At 41.0% G+C, this 20,269-nt stretch carries 12 protein-coding genes and 1 pseudogene; 1 reads left to right on the top strand and 12 read right to left on the bottom strand.

Annotated elements, in window-relative coordinates; translation table 11 throughout:
• Positions 1-193: 193 nt before the first annotated feature.
• The 6 genes from AM231_RS21470 to AM231_RS21445 all read right to left on the bottom strand — a co-directional run bounded on the left by AM231_RS21470 (position 194) and on the right by AM231_RS21445 (position 6,929).
• Positions 194-799, bottom strand: a complete 606-nt coding sequence (locus AM231_RS21470; RefSeq protein WP_054404444.1) for a response regulator transcription factor — start codon at positions 797-799, stop codon at positions 194-196.
• Positions 800-1,972, bottom strand: a complete 1,173-nt coding sequence (locus AM231_RS21465; protein ID WP_054404443.1) for a sensor histidine kinase — start codon at positions 1,970-1,972, stop codon at positions 800-802.
• Positions 1,973-2,716: an ABC transporter permease gene (locus AM231_RS21460; protein ID WP_054404442.1), complete on the bottom strand. Its 744-nt coding sequence runs from the start codon at positions 2,714-2,716 to the stop codon at positions 1,973-1,975.
• 26 nt (positions 2,717-2,742) lie between these two features.
• Entirely contained in the window at positions 2,743-3,648 is a 906-nt protein-coding gene (locus AM231_RS21455; RefSeq protein ID WP_054404441.1) for an ABC transporter ATP-binding protein, read from the bottom strand.
• A 200-nt stretch (positions 3,649-3,848) separates the two neighbouring features.
• The gene (locus tag AM231_RS21450; RefSeq protein ID WP_054404440.1) at positions 3,849-5,543 is read right to left on the bottom strand and encodes a methyl-accepting chemotaxis protein; all 1,695 of its coding nucleotides are present in this window, start codon (positions 5,541-5,543) and stop codon (positions 3,849-3,851) included.
• Positions 5,544-5,855: 312 nt separating this feature from the next.
• Positions 5,856-6,929 (bottom strand): AI-2E family transporter, encoded by a 1,074-nt coding sequence (locus AM231_RS21445; protein ID WP_054404439.1) that lies wholly within the window; start codon positions 6,927-6,929, stop codon positions 5,856-5,858.
• A gap of 1,165 nt (positions 6,930-8,094) precedes the next feature.
• Between AM231_RS21445 and AM231_RS30270 the strand changes: the two genes are divergently transcribed.
• Positions 8,095-11,574, top strand: coding sequence for a glycosyl hydrolase family 18 protein (locus AM231_RS30270; RefSeq protein WP_082341768.1), 3,480 nt, complete (start codon positions 8,095-8,097; stop codon positions 11,572-11,574).
• A gap of 680 nt (positions 11,575-12,254) precedes the next feature.
• Here the strand turns inward: AM231_RS30270 and AM231_RS21435 are convergent.
• The 6 genes and pseudogenes from AM231_RS21435 to AM231_RS30565 all read right to left on the bottom strand — a co-directional run.
• Positions 12,255-13,001, bottom strand: coding sequence for a thioesterase II family protein (locus AM231_RS21435; protein WP_054404438.1), 747 nt, complete (start codon positions 12,999-13,001; stop codon positions 12,255-12,257).
• Positions 13,002-13,024: 23 nt separating this feature from the next.
• On the bottom strand, positions 13,025-14,092 hold the full coding sequence (locus AM231_RS21430; protein ID WP_054404880.1) for a DUF3810 domain-containing protein: 1,068 nt from the start codon (positions 14,090-14,092) through the stop codon (positions 13,025-13,027).
• An 85-nt stretch (positions 14,093-14,177) separates the two neighbouring features.
• Positions 14,178-15,242 carry a saccharopine dehydrogenase NADP-binding domain-containing protein gene (locus AM231_RS21425; RefSeq protein WP_054404437.1) on the bottom strand — a complete coding sequence of 355 codons (1,065 nt, stop codon included), beginning with the start codon at positions 15,240-15,242 and terminating at the stop codon, positions 14,178-14,180.
• A 49-nt stretch (positions 15,243-15,291) separates the two neighbouring features.
• The gene (locus tag AM231_RS21420; RefSeq protein ID WP_242615263.1) at positions 15,292-17,013 is read right to left on the bottom strand and encodes an ABC transporter ATP-binding protein; all 1,722 of its coding nucleotides are present in this window, start codon (positions 17,011-17,013) and stop codon (positions 15,292-15,294) included.
• Between the two features lie 136 nt (positions 17,014-17,149).
• Positions 17,150-20,096: pseudogene (locus AM231_RS21415) on the bottom strand (condensation domain-containing protein); the annotation flags it as partial.
• 1 nt (position 20,097) lies between these two features.
• On the bottom strand, positions 20,098-20,221 hold a 124-nt coding region (locus AM231_RS30565; protein ID WP_423212940.1), incomplete at its 3' end, for a hypothetical protein.
• Positions 20,222-20,269: the final 48 nt, after the last annotated feature.

Here is a 20,269-nt window from a genome sequence, read left to right as displayed (position 1 = left end):
GCAAATCCACTATTCGCCGACGCATATTGCTGAGATCAATACCTCACTCGTCACTTGCTACATCGCATGTTCTGTTTCTTGAGAGTCTTTCATTATATCTTGCAGCAATCCGAATATTTGCCCTGTTGAAACAGCGGAATGGTCTGCCAATTCCAGATTTCACTGACCACTACAGATTAACTCGGAGCTCTCTCTAATCCAACCATCCCTTGCTACGTGCGATATCTATCGCCTCGATCCGTGTATTCGCCCCGAGCTTCCCAATCGCTTCTGACATATAGTTCCGTACCGTTCCATAGGATAGAAACAGCTGTGCTCCAATATCTTGAAGAACTAAGCCTTGGGCAGCCAACTTCATGACTTCACGCTCCCTGGGTGATAATGGACATGGATCATCCCATACCGCGAGCGACAATTCTGAATTGATGACACGTTTCCCATCATAGACCCGACGAATCGCATCAGCCAGTTCCTCGCTGCCCGTATCTTTAAGAAGATATCCATAAACTCCTGCCTGCATAGCCCGCTGGAAATATCCAGGACGCGCGAATGTCGTCAAGATGATGACACGAACAGCTAACTTATTTTTTTGAACCAATTCCGCAATATCTAACCCCGTTTTTAGTGGCATCTCAATATCCAGAACAGCTACATCTGGCTCATATTGCTGAATCATGGACATCACTTCTTCCCCATTTTCAGCTTGACCGACTACTTCAATATCATCTTCTAACGAGAGTAAAGTTGCCAGTGCTCCCCTTAATAACTTTTGATCTTCTGCCAAAACAATACGAATCATCTAAGCTCTACCTACCTTTTCATTTCGTATTACCCTAGGTATATGTAAGGTGACTTCCGTCCCCTTGCCTGAGGATGAGGACAGCGACATACGCCCGTCGATCATAACCAACCGTTGCCGTAATCCGGCGAGGCCATTACTGCTAGTATAGAATTGATCCATATCTGCCCCAATACCGTCATCACGTACAGATACACGAACTTCCCCTTCCTGAATGTCGAGAAGAACGTTGCAACTTGTTGCTCGGCTATGTCGAACCACATTTGTAATCGTCTCGCGAAAACACATCGCCAAAATCGTCTCCTGCAAGGGTGTTAAAGGAAGCGGATTGTTCACTAATGCGTCTTCCGTCCCTACATTAGAAGGTCTGGGATCTGAAACCGATTGATAGTGAAATAAAAGCGGTATGCCCGCTGCTGAACATAACGATACAGCATGCTTATATTCATCAGCGAGATATGTAACTTTCATCTCCGTAACCAATTCTCGCATTTGTTTCAAGGCTGCGCGTGCCGTTTCTCGTATTTCACGAGCCTCTGCTATCGCTCTCTCGGGATGACGATTGACCAATTTCTCAACGACTTCCCCTTTTAGCGCGATTAATGACAACGTATGCCCCAATGTATCATGTAATTCACGTGCGATCCGCTGGCGCTCCTCCTGCTGTGCCATTCGTTCAGCAGTTTCTGCCCGCAGCCGCGCAGACTTCTGTTGAAATCGAGTCGATGTTCGAATAATATACGGCAGAATACAGATGCCAAACATAGGCACCATCCCTATCCATACTAGGCTGCCCATCCTCTCCAAGTAAGGAACAGCGATAAATCCCATAGCTACAGTGAAAACGATCGTTATAGAGAGTAATATCGGCAGCTTTTGTTTACTAAGCGGAGCAGCTATCATAAAACCTATAAACGTATACATAGGGTGAAATACAGCTGCTAAAATTAGAAGTATACCCAACTGAACGATCAATATTGGTGTGGCCCACTTTGCATAAAAGTAGGATTGTCGAAACGATAGAACGAATATGCCTAACAGAACAAAGCCAAGCCACTGTATACTTGATGGCTCATAGAGTAAAAAGTACATGGGTATCATTAAATTTGTTAACAAAATATAAGGAGCGACTCCTTCCGATTTTGGAAAGAGACGCCACTTTTCTCTATTCAATTAGACCGCATCCCGTCGATTATATATATAGATTGATAGTAGCATAAAGAGGAGACCGCATCCTGTCAAAATTATGAAATCAATACTTGCTGGATTTTGTCCAGCGATCATATTCCATGCCCCATTGGCGTAACGGTGAGATGGAAGCCATTCCCCGACCGAGCCCATCCAACTTGGCAAAGTACTAAGCGGCATCCAAAGCCCCCCCACAATTGCAAGCCCCATCTGTAATACATTTCCGATGGCAACGGAGGTATTCGCGTTTTTAAGCGTTCCTAACAATGCACCAAGCGCCAGAAACGATATGCTCCCAATCCATAACCATAATCCGCATAAAATCCATTGCCCGGCTGTCAATTGTATATCATGAACAAGGCCAGCAGATAAAAATATAACTACAATGACGATCAAGTGAACAGCCATTTGCGATACAATTTTGCTGCCAATCCAGACTGCAGGAGATAGTGGAGTTAGCTTCAACAGGCGTACCCACCCATCTTGATGCTCGAACGATAGACGGATACCGAATTGAGATACGGCTGTACCAATCAAACTGAATGCAGTCATCGACATCAATGAAAAGACACCCCAAGTTGTTGATTTAATCGATTTATCTACCCCATTCATACTTGCAAATAAAAAGTAGAAAGCAAGCGGCATCGCAATGGAGAAGAGTAAGAAGAATGGACTACGGATAATTCGTATACTTTCTGCTTTGGTCTGGGCAACAAACATATGTAACATGGCTATTTTCCTCCTAAAAATGTTTATTATCGTATAATCGCTTGTTTATTTGAGCCTGTAAGACTTCGGAATGTATCTTCTAAACTGGCAGATTGTATATCAATATCGGAAATTCCCCATTCAGACTGCATCAGTGTAAATAACAATACATCGGTCTCTTGAGCATACAGACGAATTCGCTCGCCGTTGCATTCTGCCTTTTCTACACCAGGTAATGTGAGCCATTCCTGCTCAGCTGGCGCGTTCGCCGCTCGAAATGAAACGGTTCTAAGTGCTGTTTGAGCCTTTAAACGTTCTGGAGTCCCTTCCGCAACAACCTGTCCACGGGCGATTACCGCGATGTGATCTGCGACAGCATCAGCTTCCTCTAAATGATGTGTAGTTAGGAGTACCGTTCGTCCGTCACTTGCCAGTGCTTGGATGGTGTCCCAGAAGCGGCCACGAGCCTCGATATCCATTCCGACGGTTGGTTCATCAAGCAGGAGAAGCTCTGGATTTCCCGCCAAGCTTTGGGCGAAAGCTAATCTGCGGCGTTGTCCTCCGGACAGCGTGGATGCGCGCCGCTTCACATCCCCATGGAGACCCGAAATATCTAACAATCGCTCTAGCGACATCGGATTACGATAATAATTGCGGAACAATTGAAGCACTTCTTTGACCGTAAGTCCATCTGCTGCTTTAACATCCTGCAAAAGCGCTCCAACGCGCTGCCGTAATTCTTTTGTTCCAGACGGCATTCCCAAGACCCTGACTTCTCCTGATGTTGGCTTGATCATTCCAAGGATCATGGAAATGGTTGTTGTCTTGCCTGCCCCATTCGGTCCGAGCAATGCTGTTATTTGACCTTGCTCAAATGATAGATTCATATGATCAACGGCGCAGTAATCGCCGAATTTCTTTACTAGATTTATGCATTCAATGGCCTTTGTCATTTTGTACTAACCTCCACTAATTTCTTCTCTCGTTACTTGATGTCTTTATTATATTGAAAAAGCGCGAGCTTCAATTAGTGTGGGTTGTCACAAGCCGGTTATGACAAATGTCAGAAAAAAGGACCGAAAGCAAAAAAAGAAGGACCTTTAGGCCCTTCTTCAGCATAACGTACATACAGTTGAATCACGTTCGATTCCTTTTAGACTTTAAATTTCATAACGAGTGCTTCCAAGCTTCGAGAATTTGTGCTAATCAAATCCGTAACTGAAGCAACCTCTTGAACTAAAGAGCTCTGCTTCGCCGTCATATCGTTCACTGCTTTAACTCCTGTAAGCGAATCTTCAGCTATAGTGGCCATTTCAGAAACAGATGCTGCAATTTCTTCAGAGCCTGCCGCCATTTGTTCGCTAACAGCAGAAACCTCCTGAACTTTCCAGGCTACTTTCTGAGTGGATTTCAATATGTTCCCAAACGATTCAATGGCATCTGCCATCTTCTTTTGCCCCATCAACACCTCACTTGTCACTTGCTGCATCGCATGTTCTGTTTCTTGTGAGTCTTTCGAAATATCTTGCAGCAATCCGAATATCCGTCCTGCTGAAGCCGATGAATGCTCTGCCAATTTTCGGATTTCGCTTGCTACTACAGAGAATCCTCTTCCATGCTCTCCCGCTCTTGCCGCTTCAATGGATGCATTTAACGAGAGCAGATTCGTTTGATTCGAAATTTCCGTAATGGCATTAACAACTTGCTCAATATGAGAAGTGCGCTCCCGCAAATTGGATACGATTTCTACTGTAGACTCTACAGATTCGCTAATTTGGGACATCTGCTTGCTAACTTGCTGTATGAAGTTCACACCGCTTGTTGCCTCTTGCTCCGTCTCGGTTGCAACCGTGGCAAGTTCCTCCGCAGATACAGCGATACGCTGAACACCAATAGACATTTCATTGATTGCATCCGAAGCGTCAAGTGTGCTCTGTACTGAGGTGGTTGCCCCTTGCTCAATACTGACCCCCTGTCTCGTGATTTCCTCTGTCGCGCTTGCAGTTTCTTTTGTATTTTCAACCAATTTACTTGATGAGTTCAATACAATGTGGGAGGCGTTACGAACATCTTTAATAATGGATTGCAGGGTCTCGAACATGGCATTTAAAGATCTTGAGATTTCTCCTATTTCATCCTTGCCGGTGTAATCCAGTCGTCCGGTAAGATCGCCCCCGCTCTGTGCAATTTCGGCGATCTTTTCATTGACTAACTTAAGCGGCTTCAACTTAATGAAAATAACAGCAAAAATCACAAGTAATGCCCCGAATGTAATGACAAGCAGAAGAATCGTTTCTGTAAGCATCAGGCTCGCTTTTTCCTTTGCCGTGTTTGCTTCATTTTCCGTTCTGGCCTTCATCTTATCCTGAAACTGATGCAGTGGCTCCATAATAGTCTCTTTAATTGTATCGTATTCGCTGCCATACATAAGTTCCCGAGCTCTGGTAAAGTCTTTGTCCTCTGCAGCTTTTAGTGCCGCATTTTCTATCTCAACAAGGGCCTCCGAAATTTGTTTTGACTCTTCTATAAGATCCAGCTCTTCTTCAGGCGCGCCCAATGCAGCTAAACTCTTCACTACATGATCTCTCGTTTTGGTCTCGTTTACTTCCTTCCAATAGTTGTCATAGTGGACTTTTTCTCCGAACTGCACATAAGCTCTTACTTCATCACTCAAATAATCCGAGGAGTTGGCTAAATCAAAACCTAATTGCTTGAATTCTGCTTGCATTTTTACTGCTTCACGTTCTTGCGCTACGCTCTTATGAAGGGAATAGACACTAATTCCGTTTAGAACGATTAGTAAAATAAACACTCCGCTCATCGCTTTAATCCAGGTAGAAATCCTCATGATGAACCCCGCTCCTTTTTTATAGAAAAGCCTATATATAAGGCTTTATGGGTCACTATCATACAATAAGACAGGACTCTGTATCTGTATAAAAGGATATAGTTTTAAATCACCATTCCCACAACAAACACGTTTGTGGCTCATGCAGAAGAAGTCTGCGTCAACTGCTTTCCGAGTTCATTGTGAACATGCATGGTTTATCTTAAAGCTGCAAGTGCCGTAAAAAGGCAAAATCCACAACCTCAGGCGGTTGTGGATTTTGCTTTTGTATGGAGGCGAGGGAAGTTGAATGATCATCCCTGTCTTCTCTTTTTATGGCTGTTGATTATTCCGAGGACTTACGCTTTCTGCTGGAAGCTGTGCAGCTCCATTTGTTGATGATACCGCGTTATTCTGATCGACCTCGAAAATATCAAGCAGGAACATAAAGATCGGAATCCCGATAATAAGCCCCCAAGTCCCCATGAAGTGTTGGGAGAAAATAAGAACAATAAAGGTGTAGAACATCGGGAGCTTCGTTTTGTGAGCATACAGCTTCGGATTTAAGAAGTATGTCTCCACTGCATGGATGATCAAGATCATGACAATCGCCCAAATGACGGTTGAGATACCGCCAATTTGGTAACCGATAATACTGATCGGAATGAAGGAAATAACAACACCGACTACCGGCACAAGACTTAGTAAAAATACCATAATCGTTAGAGCGAACAAGTAAGGGTAGCCCAAAATCGACAACCCGATCGTCGTTAGAATCGTGTTCAACAAAGCGATCATCAGTTGCACCTCGATCACTTTACCGAAGGAAGAGGTGAATTTTTGGCCAAAATATTTAAACTCATTGTAAGCCCAGCTTATTTTGCTTTTGCTCAACTTTTCTGTAAAGTCATTGACTGTTTTCTTCTGGATTAAGTAGAAGTAGCTCAATACAATAACAAAAATGATAACCTCGGCCCATTTGCCTATCTTCAGAATATAATTTAGTGCCTGGCTTCCGTACTGCTCTAATTCCAGCTTACCAAGCGCGGAGGAGACAAGCTCAGCAATTTCATCCGACTGAGGTGTATTCAAGAATTTGATAATGGAAAAATATAAATCAGAAATTTGATTAATGAGCTTCGGAACGTAATTGACAATTCCGTATACAAGCCCGAATATTAAAGCCGCATACAATATCGTATTAACGACAATAGGCGATATAGGAAACAGCTTAGATATTTTTTTCGTAATAAATTGCTCTAGGCGTCCCATGACGAAGGTAACAAGAAACAGTAATAACAGCAAATTGAGCATGTTTCTTAAGCTATACAGCAATAAAACGACAAGTAAGAGGAATAGAATTCTTCTTACTATATTGTTAGCAAAAAACTCCCGCAAAAAATTCATTCGCTTCCCTCATTTAATTATAGTTTAGTTATCTAAAGATTTACGGATGAGCCTGGAGAGTCACAAACGAAGGACTTAACTTCCGACCGCTGTTGACAGCATGACATTACTTCAGTTCAACTTAGACAGTTCAATTATATATGAAGATTTTACATTATGAAATGTCGGCATGTGGGGAATTGCGGCAAAATGAATGGGCGGGTTTGCATTGAGCCATGACCTGGTACATCCACAACCCGCTTTCATGTGATATTGAAGTTATTTTTGGGAGCTCAGTTTAGTCACTACTGCGTAGTCAACGTGGCTTCACTTCACTCATTTACCGCTGTCTCAGCAACAGATATGTAAAAATTCACATGTATTTTTAGTGTAATCGTTGTAGTTCGACATTCTTTGCTATATCAATAAAAGGAAACTAATGGTAAATTAGAGAAGTATCAACCGATTAATCCCCTCTCCCTTATAGAATGAAACATAGCTATTCAAATCTTTCAAATGCCAATAGAGCTTTTTAATAAAAATTGATAACGCGATGATCATCATCTAATTCATTCTTCGTACTATTTTACTCCTTGAGCCATATAAAAGCTTCTTACTAAATCAAATCTTCAACCTACTCCTTATCCGCTTATACTCCAATTACGTAACGAATACGTCCTATCATACCACTGCACCTGCTTAAAAACGACCAGGTTCCTTTATACAGAGTTATGTCTACCTCATTTTGTTTACTCCAAGTGCGCCCCTATTTTTGAGCTATTACATAGCTTTGATAGAAGCATCATTCAACCTTCAACCTGCTCTTTCCACTCCTTACAGCCGCCGCGGCTTCTCTTATGCACAATAAAATGGTTTCAGAATGTATGTATTCATGCGAGCGAGTGTCCCACCTTAATGCCAACACATGCTTCTTTTTGCGATTATTAATCGTTTTCTCGTTCAGTCTCTTAGCCATACTGGATCAGCTTCCTTAACGTCGATTGAGCTGATTCGGATAACAGGACTGCCGTTCTATCATCCCCCTACTATCACATTACTGCTTACCAATTGAAAGGAGGTGAGGCTTTAAATTAGCGGTATCATTCATCTAAAGCGTGCCTGCTCGACATTCAAAATAACGGGCACAGAAATGGTTACCAGCTGCACAAAAAAAGGAGGAGAATTTATGGTTCACGGCAAGGTATTAAGGAAGACCGTCGGTTTGGTTTGGATCTGCTTGTTACTTATCTTCTTACCGGTCGTTTCTGGCATTGGTGTACAAAATGTAAGCGCAGCCAATCCGAACGGAGAGTACAAAATCGTAGGGTATTTCCCCTCCTGGGGAATCTACGGACGCAGCTACAACGTTTCGAATATTGACGCTTCCAAAGTCACGCACATCAACTATGCGTTTGCGGATATTTGTTGGGAGGGTAAACACGGGAATGGTTCCACAGCGATAGACAACCCGAACAAACAAACTTGGCCTTGTACAACAACAGGCATTCCACTTCAATCCGGTAATGTCCCAAATGGCAGTATCGTACTTGGCGATCCTGATGCCGATGCCTTGCGTCCGACACCCGGTGGTCCAACAACCGGCTGCTGGGCCGATGCGGCTTGCGGTAATTTTGGAGCCTTACGGAATCTGCAGGCACAAAATCCTCATTTGAAAACCATTCTATCTGTCGGAGGCTGGACATGGTCAAATCGCTTCTCTGATACGGCGGCATCTGACCAAACTCGGAAAAACTTCGCTAAGTCCGCCGTCGATGCACTTCGAGCCTATGGGTTTGATGGGGTTGATCTCGATTGGGAATATCCGAATGTCGAAGCTATCCAAGGTAATAGCTACCGTCCGGAGGACAAACAAAACTACACCTTGCTCCTTCAAGAAACTCGTAATCAGTTGGATGCAGCAGGAGCAGAGGATGGCAAGCACTACCTCCTCACCATCGCTTCCGGAGCCAGTCAGAAATTCGTCGATAACACAGAACTTAATAAAATTGCTCAAATCGTCGATTGGATTAATATTATGGCTTATGACTTCCACGGCGGTTCCTTTGAAGATACGACTAGTCATAACACGGGTCTTTATGGCGATCCTAACGATCCATATTACAACAACAACTTCTTCGTGGACGGTGCGATCAAAGCTTATAAAAATGCTGGCGTACCTTTGAACAAAATTGTTCTCGGCTTAGAGTTCATGGGTCGCAGTTGGAAAAACTGTCCTCCAGGACCCAATAACGACGGTCAATACCAGACATGTGCAGCAGATAACAGTTCTGTGTTCAAATGGGCACCAAATGGAACTTGGGATGATTCCAAAACCGGAAATACCGGGGTGTTCGATTACGGGGATATTGCCGCCAACTATGTCAATAAAAACGGATATACTCGTTATTACAACAGCATCGCCAAAGTTCCTTATCTCTACAATCCAACAACAAAAATCTTTATCTCTTATGATGATACGGAATCCATCGGTTATAAAACCGAATACATCAAGAACAATAACCTCGGTGGCGCCATGTTCTGGGAATTCAGCTCCGATTGCCGCACAAGTCCAAAATTCAACTGTACAGGGCCTAAGCTGTTGGATAAAGTTGCTGCCGACCTGAGTCAAGCCACTCCGCCTGCCGATACGGTTGCACCAACAGCGCCAACAAATTTGGTCGAAACAGGTCATGGCGATAAAAAAGTGACATTAAGCTGGAGTGCTTCTACGGATAATGTAGGTGTCATGGCTTATGATATTTATCGTAACGGTACGCTTGTTCAGTCTGTTGACGGAGCCACAACAACCGCACTCATCAAGGGGCTGACAGGCAACACAACCTATATCTTTACGGTGAAAGCCAGAGATGCAGCGGGCAAATCTTCTGCTGCCAGCAATGCCCTTTCTGTTACCACTTCACCGCCAATCATCGATAATCAACCTCCAACCACGCCGACCAATCTCGCTGCCTCAGCCAAAACAAAAACGACGGTAAAACTCAGCTGGGGCGCTTCAACCGATAACGACGATATCGCCGGCTACGATATTTATCAGAATGGTACGCTTGTCAAAACGACAGAAAACATAACGGAAACTATCACTGGACTTTCAGCGGGAACAACTTACAACTTCTATGTTAAGGCCAAAGATTTGTCCGGCAACTCTTCTGCAGCTAGTAACACTATCTATGTCACAACGCCTACTGATCCTGTTTTCCCTGCATGGAAGCTCAGTACAGCGTATGCCATCGGAGATTATGTCACTTACAATGGCAACCTCTACAAATGTACGTATGCCCACACTTCCATCCAAGGCTGGGAGCCTTCAGCCGCTCCAACATTATGGCAGCTTCAATCCGCCCCGCCTGCAGATACGCAACCACCGAGCGCACCTACGAATCTCACGATTTCTTCACAAACCGCAACGTCCGCAGCTTTAACCTGGACTGCGTCTACCGATAACATCGGCGTAACAGGTTATGATATCTATCAAGGTTCGAATTTAATCGGAAGCTCCACAACAACGGCTTATACAGCAACAGGACTTTCAGGAGGCAGTGCTGTATCCTTCTATGTGAAAGCCAAAGACGCTGCCGGTAATGTATCAGCTGCCAGCAACACCGTGACTACGACACCAACAGCACCTGATACAACTCCTCCTACGGCTCCTGCAAATCTGACTTCTACCGCAAAAACCCAAACGAGCGTCACACTTGCTTGGGGAGCTTCCACAGATAATGTTGGCGTAACAGGCTACGATGTTTATAACGGCTCCACGCTTGCCGCTTCTGTAAACGGCACAACGCTTACTGCTGTTATTAATAACCTAACGCCTGGCACGGCTTATACCTTTACAGTCAAAGCCAAAGACGCCGCTGGCAACGTTTCGACTGCCAGTAATGCTGTAACAGTCACAACCGATGCAGCACCTTCAGTGGATACCACTCCACCTACCGCTCCTTCAAATCTGACTTCTACCGCAAAAACTCAAACGAGCGTCACCCTTGCTTGGGGAGCTTCCACCGATAACATTGGTGTAACAGGCTACGATGTTTATAACGGCTCCACGCTTGCTGCTTCCGTAAACGGCACGACGCTTACTGCGGTCATTAATAACCTAACACCTGGCACCGCTTATACCTTTACAGTCAAAGCCAAAGACGCCGCTGGCAACGTTTCAACTGCCAGCAATGCTGTGACAGTCACGACCGATACAGCATCTTCAGTGGATAACGTTCCTCCTACAGCTCCTGCAAATCTAACTTCTACTGCAAAAACTCAAACGAGCGTCACACTTGCTTGGGGAGCTTCCACAGATAACGTTGACGTAACAGGCTACGATGTTTATAACGGCTCCACACTTGCCGCTTCCGTAAACGGCACGACGCTTACTGCCGTCATTAATAACCTAACGCCTAGCACGGCTTATACCTTTACAGTCAAAGCCAAAGACGCCGCTGGCAACGTTTCGGCTGCCAGCAATGCACTAACCGTGACAACGGATGTCTCTACTCCAACACCTGCGGCTTGGGTAGCTAATAAGGCGTATGTCAAAGACGATTTAGTTACCTATAACGGAAAAGTATATAAATGCATACAACCACATACATCGCTTGCTGGTTGGGAACCTGCGAATGTACCTGCTTTATGGAGTGTTCAGCCTTAATTTCAGCCATGGCGATACACATCCGAATAAACAAATTGGGTAGAGGGGGGCTGCCCCTCTACCCAATTAATGAGAGAGAAACCCTTTTACGAAGAACATGTTGAGTTCAGACTGAAGCTAAAAGTGATAATATGCAAAAAAGCGACCATATTGGTCGCTTCAGATTGTCGAGAAACCCTGTACTTTTTCAAAGGCACAGGGTTTCTCGCATTTGAGTTAATTCAAAAATAGAATTTAAGGGGGGAGATTACCCCCGTTTTCAGGCGATCCAGGTGGATCGCCTGGAAAAGAGGAGAACCCCCCCTCTTTTTTGGGTTTCAAGTACAATATCAGTAAATTTTGCGCTCATTGTTGTTAGGATTGTAATATGTCGCGACGGATCTAAATCCTCCAGTTGAAATTTCAATTGAAGAGGCGGAAGCTAAGATCCCGTTTGAAATCAAACAACCGTCAGTTCCTCTCCAATTTACTCAAAAATCAGTAAGGATTTTAGATACCAATGGTAAATTTGATGCAGTAGAAATTACGTATGCAAATACCGATGAAGGATTGAACCTGATCATGATGATTACAAACTCAAAGGCTGATACGCCTCCAAATGGGAAGTAAGGTCTAAAATGGGACTGGGTTTTAACAATGGAGGCGAGGGGAACGTTCAAGCTAGAACAGTACTAACTATTTTACATATCATCAACCATATTACAATAAATATTTTGAGTCTCTGTATCTTTAACAATAGTATTTACAATATCATTAGGATACTGATTCAAAAAGAAGTGTTCTCCTTTAAATTCATGAAATTTCACATTCCCTTCAACCACTTCGCTCCATTTATGCATTTCTTTGATATGAGTCGAAAAATCATTATCCGCATAAAAAACGCTTACTCCACAACTTATTTTTTCTGCTTTGGGCTGAAACTTATAATTGTCCAAAATTATAAAATCTGCTCGCAAAATCGGAAGAAACATATCCATAATCTCTTTTATATAAAACTCCTCTGGCATTCCCCCATATTGCTCTACCTTTTGCAAGAAAACTTCATTAGTCATACTTTCAATGTCTTCTCTCTCTTCAAAAACATGTGGAGCATTTCGCCCAGAAAAAAACAGATGCCTTGGTTCCTTAGTGCCCATTTGCTTAAGTTTATAATATATCTCATAAGTCAATAAGGCTCCCATACTGTGCCCAAATATAACATATTCATCGTCATATTCTAATTGTTCACTTATTCTTTTTGCGATATCTTCACTTGCTTCACCAACAGACTGGTAGCAAGGCTCTCTGAATCGAGTCCCTCTCCCGGCCAATTCACTCATAAACAATTCATATCTATCCGGCAGTAGTTTTTTCCATTCATAAAATACATTTACCGATGCTCCAGCATATGGAATAGGAAATACTTTTATTTTATTTATTTCACTCACTCCTAATACTACCTATACTTTATTTAATTATACTTCTCTGTCCCTCGCTGCTCTGCCAGCAATAAATTTACCATATCACTATAGCTATTCAAACCGTCTGTCTGATTATTCGCCTTCAGATATACGTCATTTACATTTCTTGAAACACTTGAAATAACACCCTCATACTTATCCCGGTGCTGCTCATTTCGTTCTATATCATGCTGCACCGCCTTGGACAGGCTGGACATTATATCAGACGCCTTATTCGGATCAACCTTCCTCAGCTCAGACATAGAATAATCAAATGCCAGAAATAAACCACTATAAAGTATCATTGGATCATCCTGCTGCTTACATGCCAGATAAGCTATAAAATTTGCCTCATCCTCATGCATGAAACCACTCTGATGTGCCAGTTCATGCGCCATAGTAGCAGGCGCCAAGAAAACTGGCACATTCACATTGATATTGGATTCATAAGTAAAAGGGACAAAAATACCATGTATCCCTGCATGCGACATTAGTTTTGACATTACCACTGGTTTTGGTCTTGAATATGAATGCTCCAAAACAGGATATTTCTTCGATAACATTTGCATCGAGAACACTGCGTGTTGTGCATAATAATCAAAAACATCCGGCACATGAGCCAAAAGATCAGTATCCGCTAACTTTTCCCTTGCCAATTCCATTTCAACGGCAAGGGACTTACTCAATTGGATCAGTTCCTCCTTGCTGTAGTTCTCCTCTTTATATTCGGTATGAGACAAAAAAGAATATCTGTGATAGTTTATTCCACCCAAAATAGTATAACAAAAATATATCACGCTACAGATCGCAGCTATTCCTAGAGTGCCGCGATAAACGACCATCCTACGTGCACCTTTACTCATGATGACCTTGCGCACATAATAAACGATATAAAATAGCAAAAGCAACATAACCAACACTACGAGCCATTCACTAACAGAAAATTTGACCCAAGAAGGTACAAATCCTACTGTTTTTGACAATAACGGATATACAGACCTACTGTATTTTTCCGCCCAATCCTGATGGTTCTGCGCGTAATTTGTCAGTATATAAGCTATAACTCCAAGTGAGATCAACGGTAATCTCTTAAGTAAAAGCTTATTCATAATGTACTCCTCCTATCCAATAAATATAGGATGTACGGAATGTAACATAGTAATATTATTTCTTTATTTCAACATACTTTTCTTCATACAAATCATGTTTATTAGAAAAAACATATTGATTCATAAAATCTATAGGAAGCACTTCATAAGCCCAGTAGGTACCATTAGGTCTATTACTTGAAACAGCTTGTCGGGCGATTTCAGCAGCCACTGTACCCGTTAACTCTGAACTCGTTTCCATTTGTAAATTCAATCTGCACCTAACATTCTTTCCATCTTTCACTCCTGTAGCATCAATGACTAAAGCTATCCATTCCTCTTTAGGTTGCTCCTCTAAACTAATGTCTAGTTTTTTCATTGCTTCTTCAACCGAAGACTCAAGTTGCATTTGATAAAATTGCATTGCCAAACGAAAAATATAATCATCGGCTGCTATATTGTACCAGTGAAGTTCTTGTACCGAACTAACTTCTAGAATATCAATTATCTCTTGACTTAAATACGGTTTCTTATAGACAGGAACATCCACTTCAGGTACAAATTCTTTCTGCATCATATTTATATTTTCTGTTTTAACACAATGATCGCTCCAATAAGAGTCTGTTTTTCCAATTACACTATGCCCACTCATTAATATATCTGAGATAGAAGTTTTCGTGTAATGTTCCGCACCACCAATATAACAATTCACATACTTCGTTTCGTCTAGTAAATGATTTATCACTCGTTTTAATAGCAGCCCTGTAATGCCAGGACAAAAACCAGCTCCTATGTAATTTACACCATTAGCTTTAAGCTCCAGCTTTTGCTCCTGATTCAATAATAAAGCATTGGAAGCATCAACATATTTTGCTCCTACTTTCATAGCTGCCTGAGCAACTCTATCTTTAATTACAAATTCAGGTCCTGCACAATTAATGACAACCGTACAATCAGTACAGAAAGCAATCAAGTTCTCCCAGTCAAAAATATCCAAAAAGTGGTAGTTGAAATTATTAAGGCTCAATAATGCTGTAGGTTCGCGCCGCTGTCCGCCCTTAACTATAAAGTCTTCACATAAGTTCTTACAGATGACTTCACCGATCATTCCGCCACACCCAACAACTGCTATTTGCTCCATCCGTACGACACCCCTTTCATCTTATACAAGATTTAAAATACAAGACTAGTTATACCTCTATTAAAAGATCATTATTATGTCTACTCAACATACTCAATGCATAAAATCTTTGTCTGGCTTCCATTAATTCATGATACGTCCCGTGTTCTTCAATTTTTCCATTATTCAATAAGACAATTTCATCATATTCACTAAGAATTGATTCATCCAGCCTATGTGTAATGGAAATTCTCGTAATGCCCTGCATTTCACTTAACATACACTCAAGGTCACTAGCTGTTTGATTGTCCAACGCTGAAGTCGCCTCGTCCATAAGTAATATAGGTGATTTTCTCAGGAGTGCTCTTGCTATAGAAATTCTCTGTTTTTCCCCACCTGAAAAATGGATTCCATTTTCTCCACATAATACATCAAAGCCGCCTCTGTCATGAATCAATTTCTGTAACATACTCTTCTTTATTACTTGCTCAAACTCATCTGTATCACATTCACGAAACAATTTAATATTTTGTTCAATCGTATCATCAAAGATAAAACAGTCCTGATGAATAAAACTAACGTTTTGGTAAATGGACTGATCACTTATTTTCTCAAGCTCAACCCCGTCATACCTGATATTTCCTTCATACCCATCATAAAACCCAGTCAACATCTTTAATAAGGTTGTCTTTCCACTCCCGCTTGTTCCTACAATTGCGTAAGACTTTCCATATTCAAATTCAAAATTAATATCACCCAAAATTTTTTTCCCATCTACGCTTAACGAAAGCCCATCCAAAGAAACTTTATTACTGAATTTAGGAATATCAACTCTTTGAGTTTGATCCGTTTTTGCCTCTCCTATTTTATTGAAATTCATTAATAACGCCCGACTGGCCTGCCTTTTAGTAAAACCAGTTATGAGTCTATTGATGGGAACTGTTACGCAATTTAACAATTGAATAAAAGCCATAATCTCCCCTACTGTAATTTGTCCTTTCATGAGCTGCTGAGTTCCCACAATAAATATGACTACAGCAACAAGAAATGTTGAAATATCAGTAAGTGACATAATGAGTGACAGCAGATTTTCGTATACCATTTTTACTTTTTCCTGCTTGTTCGCCTTAGCCTTTGCCCTTTCAAAAATCTCTTTTTCGATGTTAAAGCTCTTAACAACCTGATTTCCAGACAATATATCTTTAATAAAGGATACATAACTTTTATTTTGCTCAGCCACTTCGCCTTGTGCTTTTTGCATACGATTATTAAATATACTCGAAACGGCAAGTGGAATGATGCAAGTGAGTAATATACTCAATGCAAGGAATGAATTAATGATAAACATCGCAAGCACTCCGCCTACAAGCATAGCTAGCTGAACAAATATTTCCACGGTTCCTTTTATATAATCGTTTTGAATTATCGTTATATCATTTGACAATCGTGATATGTAAGTTCCATTACTCTCCTTATTGAAACTTCTCATATCTAACCGTAAAATGTTTTCAACTAGGGTATTTTTCAGGTTTAACGATGCCTTTTTTGTATATAAATTTTTAACAGCGTACCCCACATACATTCCCACTGCACCTAAAGGCAATAAAATAACTGAAAAAGTAGTTAACTTAACGATATTGTCAATATCTTTGTTAATAGAATAATCAATAAATCTTTGTAGTATAATCGCCAGTGCAATAAACAGAATAGAGGTCAAGATACCAAGTAAGCAGGACAAAATTAGTAAGCCTATATTCTTTTGGTATATACTTTTTGAAATATTTTCGTTCATACTATAAGCCCTCTTCTTGTTTCTGATTTCATTTAGAGCATATCTAATTTACACTCAATTGTTTATTGCTGGATCATGTGTCCTTTTATGACCCCTCCACCTGCATAGCAGGTGGTTTTAGGGGTAAGATACAACATTAAATATTCTTCATGACATCATGAATGAGCTCTTCTTCAATTGTAATGCCTGTAATGCGAGCAATTAGAGTACTATTGTGAATGTAGAAGTGCATGCTAACTCCAAAATCTTCAGACTCTATAATCTGTGCTTGTAAAAACATCTTCTCTGAAGATATATCATCTCTACTTGCAAACTTATCAAGGACTCCCTGATAATTAAGGATTGGGATGCGATTGGACATTTCATTAAAACCGTACTTTTGTGCGATAAGAAACAACTTTTCTGTAATGGCAGATTGATTAATACTCGATTTTTCTGATGCTGATAAAAGCGGTGTTTGCATTTTACTTTTCCTATCATAAATTGAATAATCTAAATTTAAAGTTAGCCCCAACATTCCCTTATTAAATTCATCTCTGTTATGTGTCAACACAGAAACAGGTATGTTATTTAATTCTTCAGGTACGTCACTATACATAAGCTTTGATATAAATTCTGCTGCTGTATGAATGGGTTGTTCGCTAAATTTTTGATATTGTAACTCATTTAGTTTTACATGAATTTCTGTAGACCTCTTCGTGTCTCGTCGAGAGACTAAATCAGCTGTTTTTTTAGCAACTTCAATATACTCTTCCATGTTAGACTCTTGATCATTAGAAATTTCCAGTTCATCAACTTTCATTTTAATCATTTTGCAATATTCTATGAAAGAATAGTTATTGGGAGTGTTAAGTCTGTTGTTCAAAGTTTCAAGAAGCATAACCTTAAACAAATCTTGTGAGACTCCATCCCATATTAAATGATGAATTGCACTAAGGACTAAGCAATGATCTGCATCTATTTCTACGATTAAAAATCTAGATAACAGCTTATCATCAGTTAGAAAACTCATTTCATTCACAATTTTCTTAAATTGTTCTGCAGATAATGCCAAGTTCCCTTTCACTACTGGAATTTCCCATTCATCTGAATAATCGTATTCTTCTAAACAGGTCATTTTTTGATTTAATTTTGTTCTTAATGCGCCATGCCTGGAAATGATTTCTCTGACTGACGAAGAAGCATTCTCTGCTGTTCCTTCTATTCTTATGATGTCAGTAATAATTTCTGTATCTGGTCGCAAGAAATCCTCATGTCCTGTCAATACAGGACATTCTAAAGTAGGACGTGTTTTAATATAGTTATCTCCATAATAATTCAACTGTTCTTGTATCAAACACTTTAGATCGCCGTCACGGTTATCACCAATAAATGTTATATCTACTGGCATTTTCACTGTTCCTTTTCTGGTTAAACACGTTTCGACAACGTCCTTAATTGCTCTGTCATATGCCAACACCAATGTTTGAGCATCTTCGTCCGTATACAATCCAGTATCATATATGATGTCAAATTCAAGTTGCCCATTTAAAACAGCCCCATTTAGAGACAATCCCATTCCTGATGAATTCTCTTCTGACATACTTCTTCCTAATGGCATTTCCGACATGGATATTCCTTTAATTCTGTCTAGCTCGTTATCCAATTCTCCAAGATAATTGAATGTTATTGCTGCGCTCATCTCAAGTCCACTATGCTCACCAAGATATCTCAAAACTCCATATCCCATTCCATGATTAGGGACCTGTCTCAATGTTTGTTTTGTCTCCAAAATGCTTTCTTCAACCGTATCCTTTGTCTCCAAAATAATAGGATATACACTTGTAAACCAACCAACTGTACGATCAATGACAATCTCTCTATCTATTGTCTCTCTACCGTGACCCTCCATTTCTATGGTTAGGTACTTAGAGTTTCTCCATTCTTTTACCGCAAGGGTCAGCGATGCCAGTAACAAGTCGTTTATTTCTGTTTTATATGTCTTTCCAGCTTCAAGTAACAACTTCTTCGTCGTTTCAGAGTCCACTTTCACTACTTTATTTTTATATTGACCACTTGCTGTTTGTGTACTCTTGAATGTCTCCGTACTATTTGATTTATCTGATATATTTTTCCAGTATGCTATTTCGTTTGAAAGCACCTCACTCTTAGCATATTGTGTTAAAGCGTCTGCCCATTCCTTGTACGAAGCCGTTTTCATTGGCAGCGTGATTTTACCTGTCTCTTGGATTTGTCGATATCCACTAAATAAATCCTCCAGCAGAATTCTCCAGGATACACCGTCTATGACCAGATGATGTACACAAATGAGTAAATGATCTCCACTGTCTGAATGGAACAGCCCTATTTTTACCAGAGGTCCTTTGGCCAGGTCTATGCTTGCCTGTAATTTATCGCTGGCATACTCTATCTCTTTCGATACATCTTGCACGTTTGTATAATCTTTTTCATACCAATCATATAGCTTGCTTTCCTCTGTAGACAGCGTGATTTGACGTTGTCCATCATATACATTTCTTAAAACGTCATGATGTTTAATGATTTCAGTAATTGCTGTCTTTAAACTAGGTATATCAAACGGCTCATCACTTCTTAACATTAAGGCCTGATTAAAATGATTGGGTACTACGTGATACTTATTGAAAAATTCTAGTTGTATAGGAGTTAATGGACTTTCCCCATTGATTTCTCCCTGTTCGTATGCTTGACTTACTTCTCCTTTTTGAATATTTTCCCCAATTTTTCTTGGTGTCTGCTGATACATTAATGCTGCAAAAGAAAGCTTATAGCCCTTGTCCCGTAACCTCGAAACTGCCTTAATCGCTTTAATAGAATCTCCACCAAGTTCAAAGAAACTGTCCTCTATTCCGATTGGAGATATTCCTAAGATTTCTTCAAATACGTCCGTAATGACTTTCTCTGCTGTAGTTCTTGGTGGCCTATATTCCTGTCCCGCTAGTGCATGGGGTTCTGGCAGTGCCTTTGCATCCAGCTTCCCATTTGGAGTCAGTGGCAATGCATCGATCTGCATCATAAAGCTAGGTAACATATACTCGGGCAATTTGTCTCTCAAATCATGTTTANGCTGCTCTTGATTTGTCGGGATCAGGTAGGCACATATACTTTTGTCACCGCCTACTTCCAATGCAACAACGGCTACATCAGATATCCCCGGCTGATTCCTTAGAACGCTCTCGATCTCATGCAACTCGATCCGATATCCTCGGATTTTAACCTGTTCATCTATTCTTCCCAG

Origin of the sequence: Paenibacillus solani, assembly GCF_001277345.1 — a bacterium.
GTDB lineage: Bacteria > Bacillota > Bacilli > Paenibacillales > Paenibacillaceae > Paenibacillus_AQ > Paenibacillus_AQ solani.
Note: the sequence above shows the minus strand (reverse complement) of the source record. Positions and strands in the feature narration are given on the sequence as shown.

Bases quoted from the DNA above. Each gene is read 5' to 3' on its own strand.
- AM231_RS21470 (WP_054404444.1), bottom strand. From the start codon at position 799: ATGATTCGTATTGTTTTGGCAGAAGATCAAAAGTTATTAAGGGGAGCA.
- AM231_RS21455 (WP_054404441.1), bottom strand. From the start codon at position 3,648: ATGACAAAGGCCATTGAATGCATAAATCTAGTAAAGAAATTCGGCGAT.
- AM231_RS21445 (WP_054404439.1), bottom strand. From the start codon at position 6,929: ATGAATTTTTTGCGGGAGTTTTTTGCTAACAATATAGTAAGAAGAATT.
- AM231_RS21450 (WP_054404440.1), bottom strand. From the start codon at position 5,543: ATGAGGATTTCTACCTGGATTAAAGCGATGAGCGGAGTGTTTATTTTA.
- AM231_RS30270 (WP_082341768.1), top strand. From the start codon at position 8,095: ATGGTTCACGGCAAGGTATTAAGGAAGACCGTCGGTTTGGTTTGGATC.
- AM231_RS21420 (WP_242615263.1), bottom strand. From the start codon at position 17,013: ATGAACGAAAATATTTCAAAAAGTATATACCAAAAGAATATAGGCTTA.
- AM231_RS21460 (WP_054404442.1), bottom strand. From the start codon at position 2,716: ATGTTACATATGTTTGTTGCCCAGACCAAAGCAGAAAGTATACGAATT.
- AM231_RS21425 (WP_054404437.1), bottom strand. From the start codon at position 15,242: ATGGAGCAAATAGCAGTTGTTGGGTGTGGCGGAATGATCGGTGAAGTC.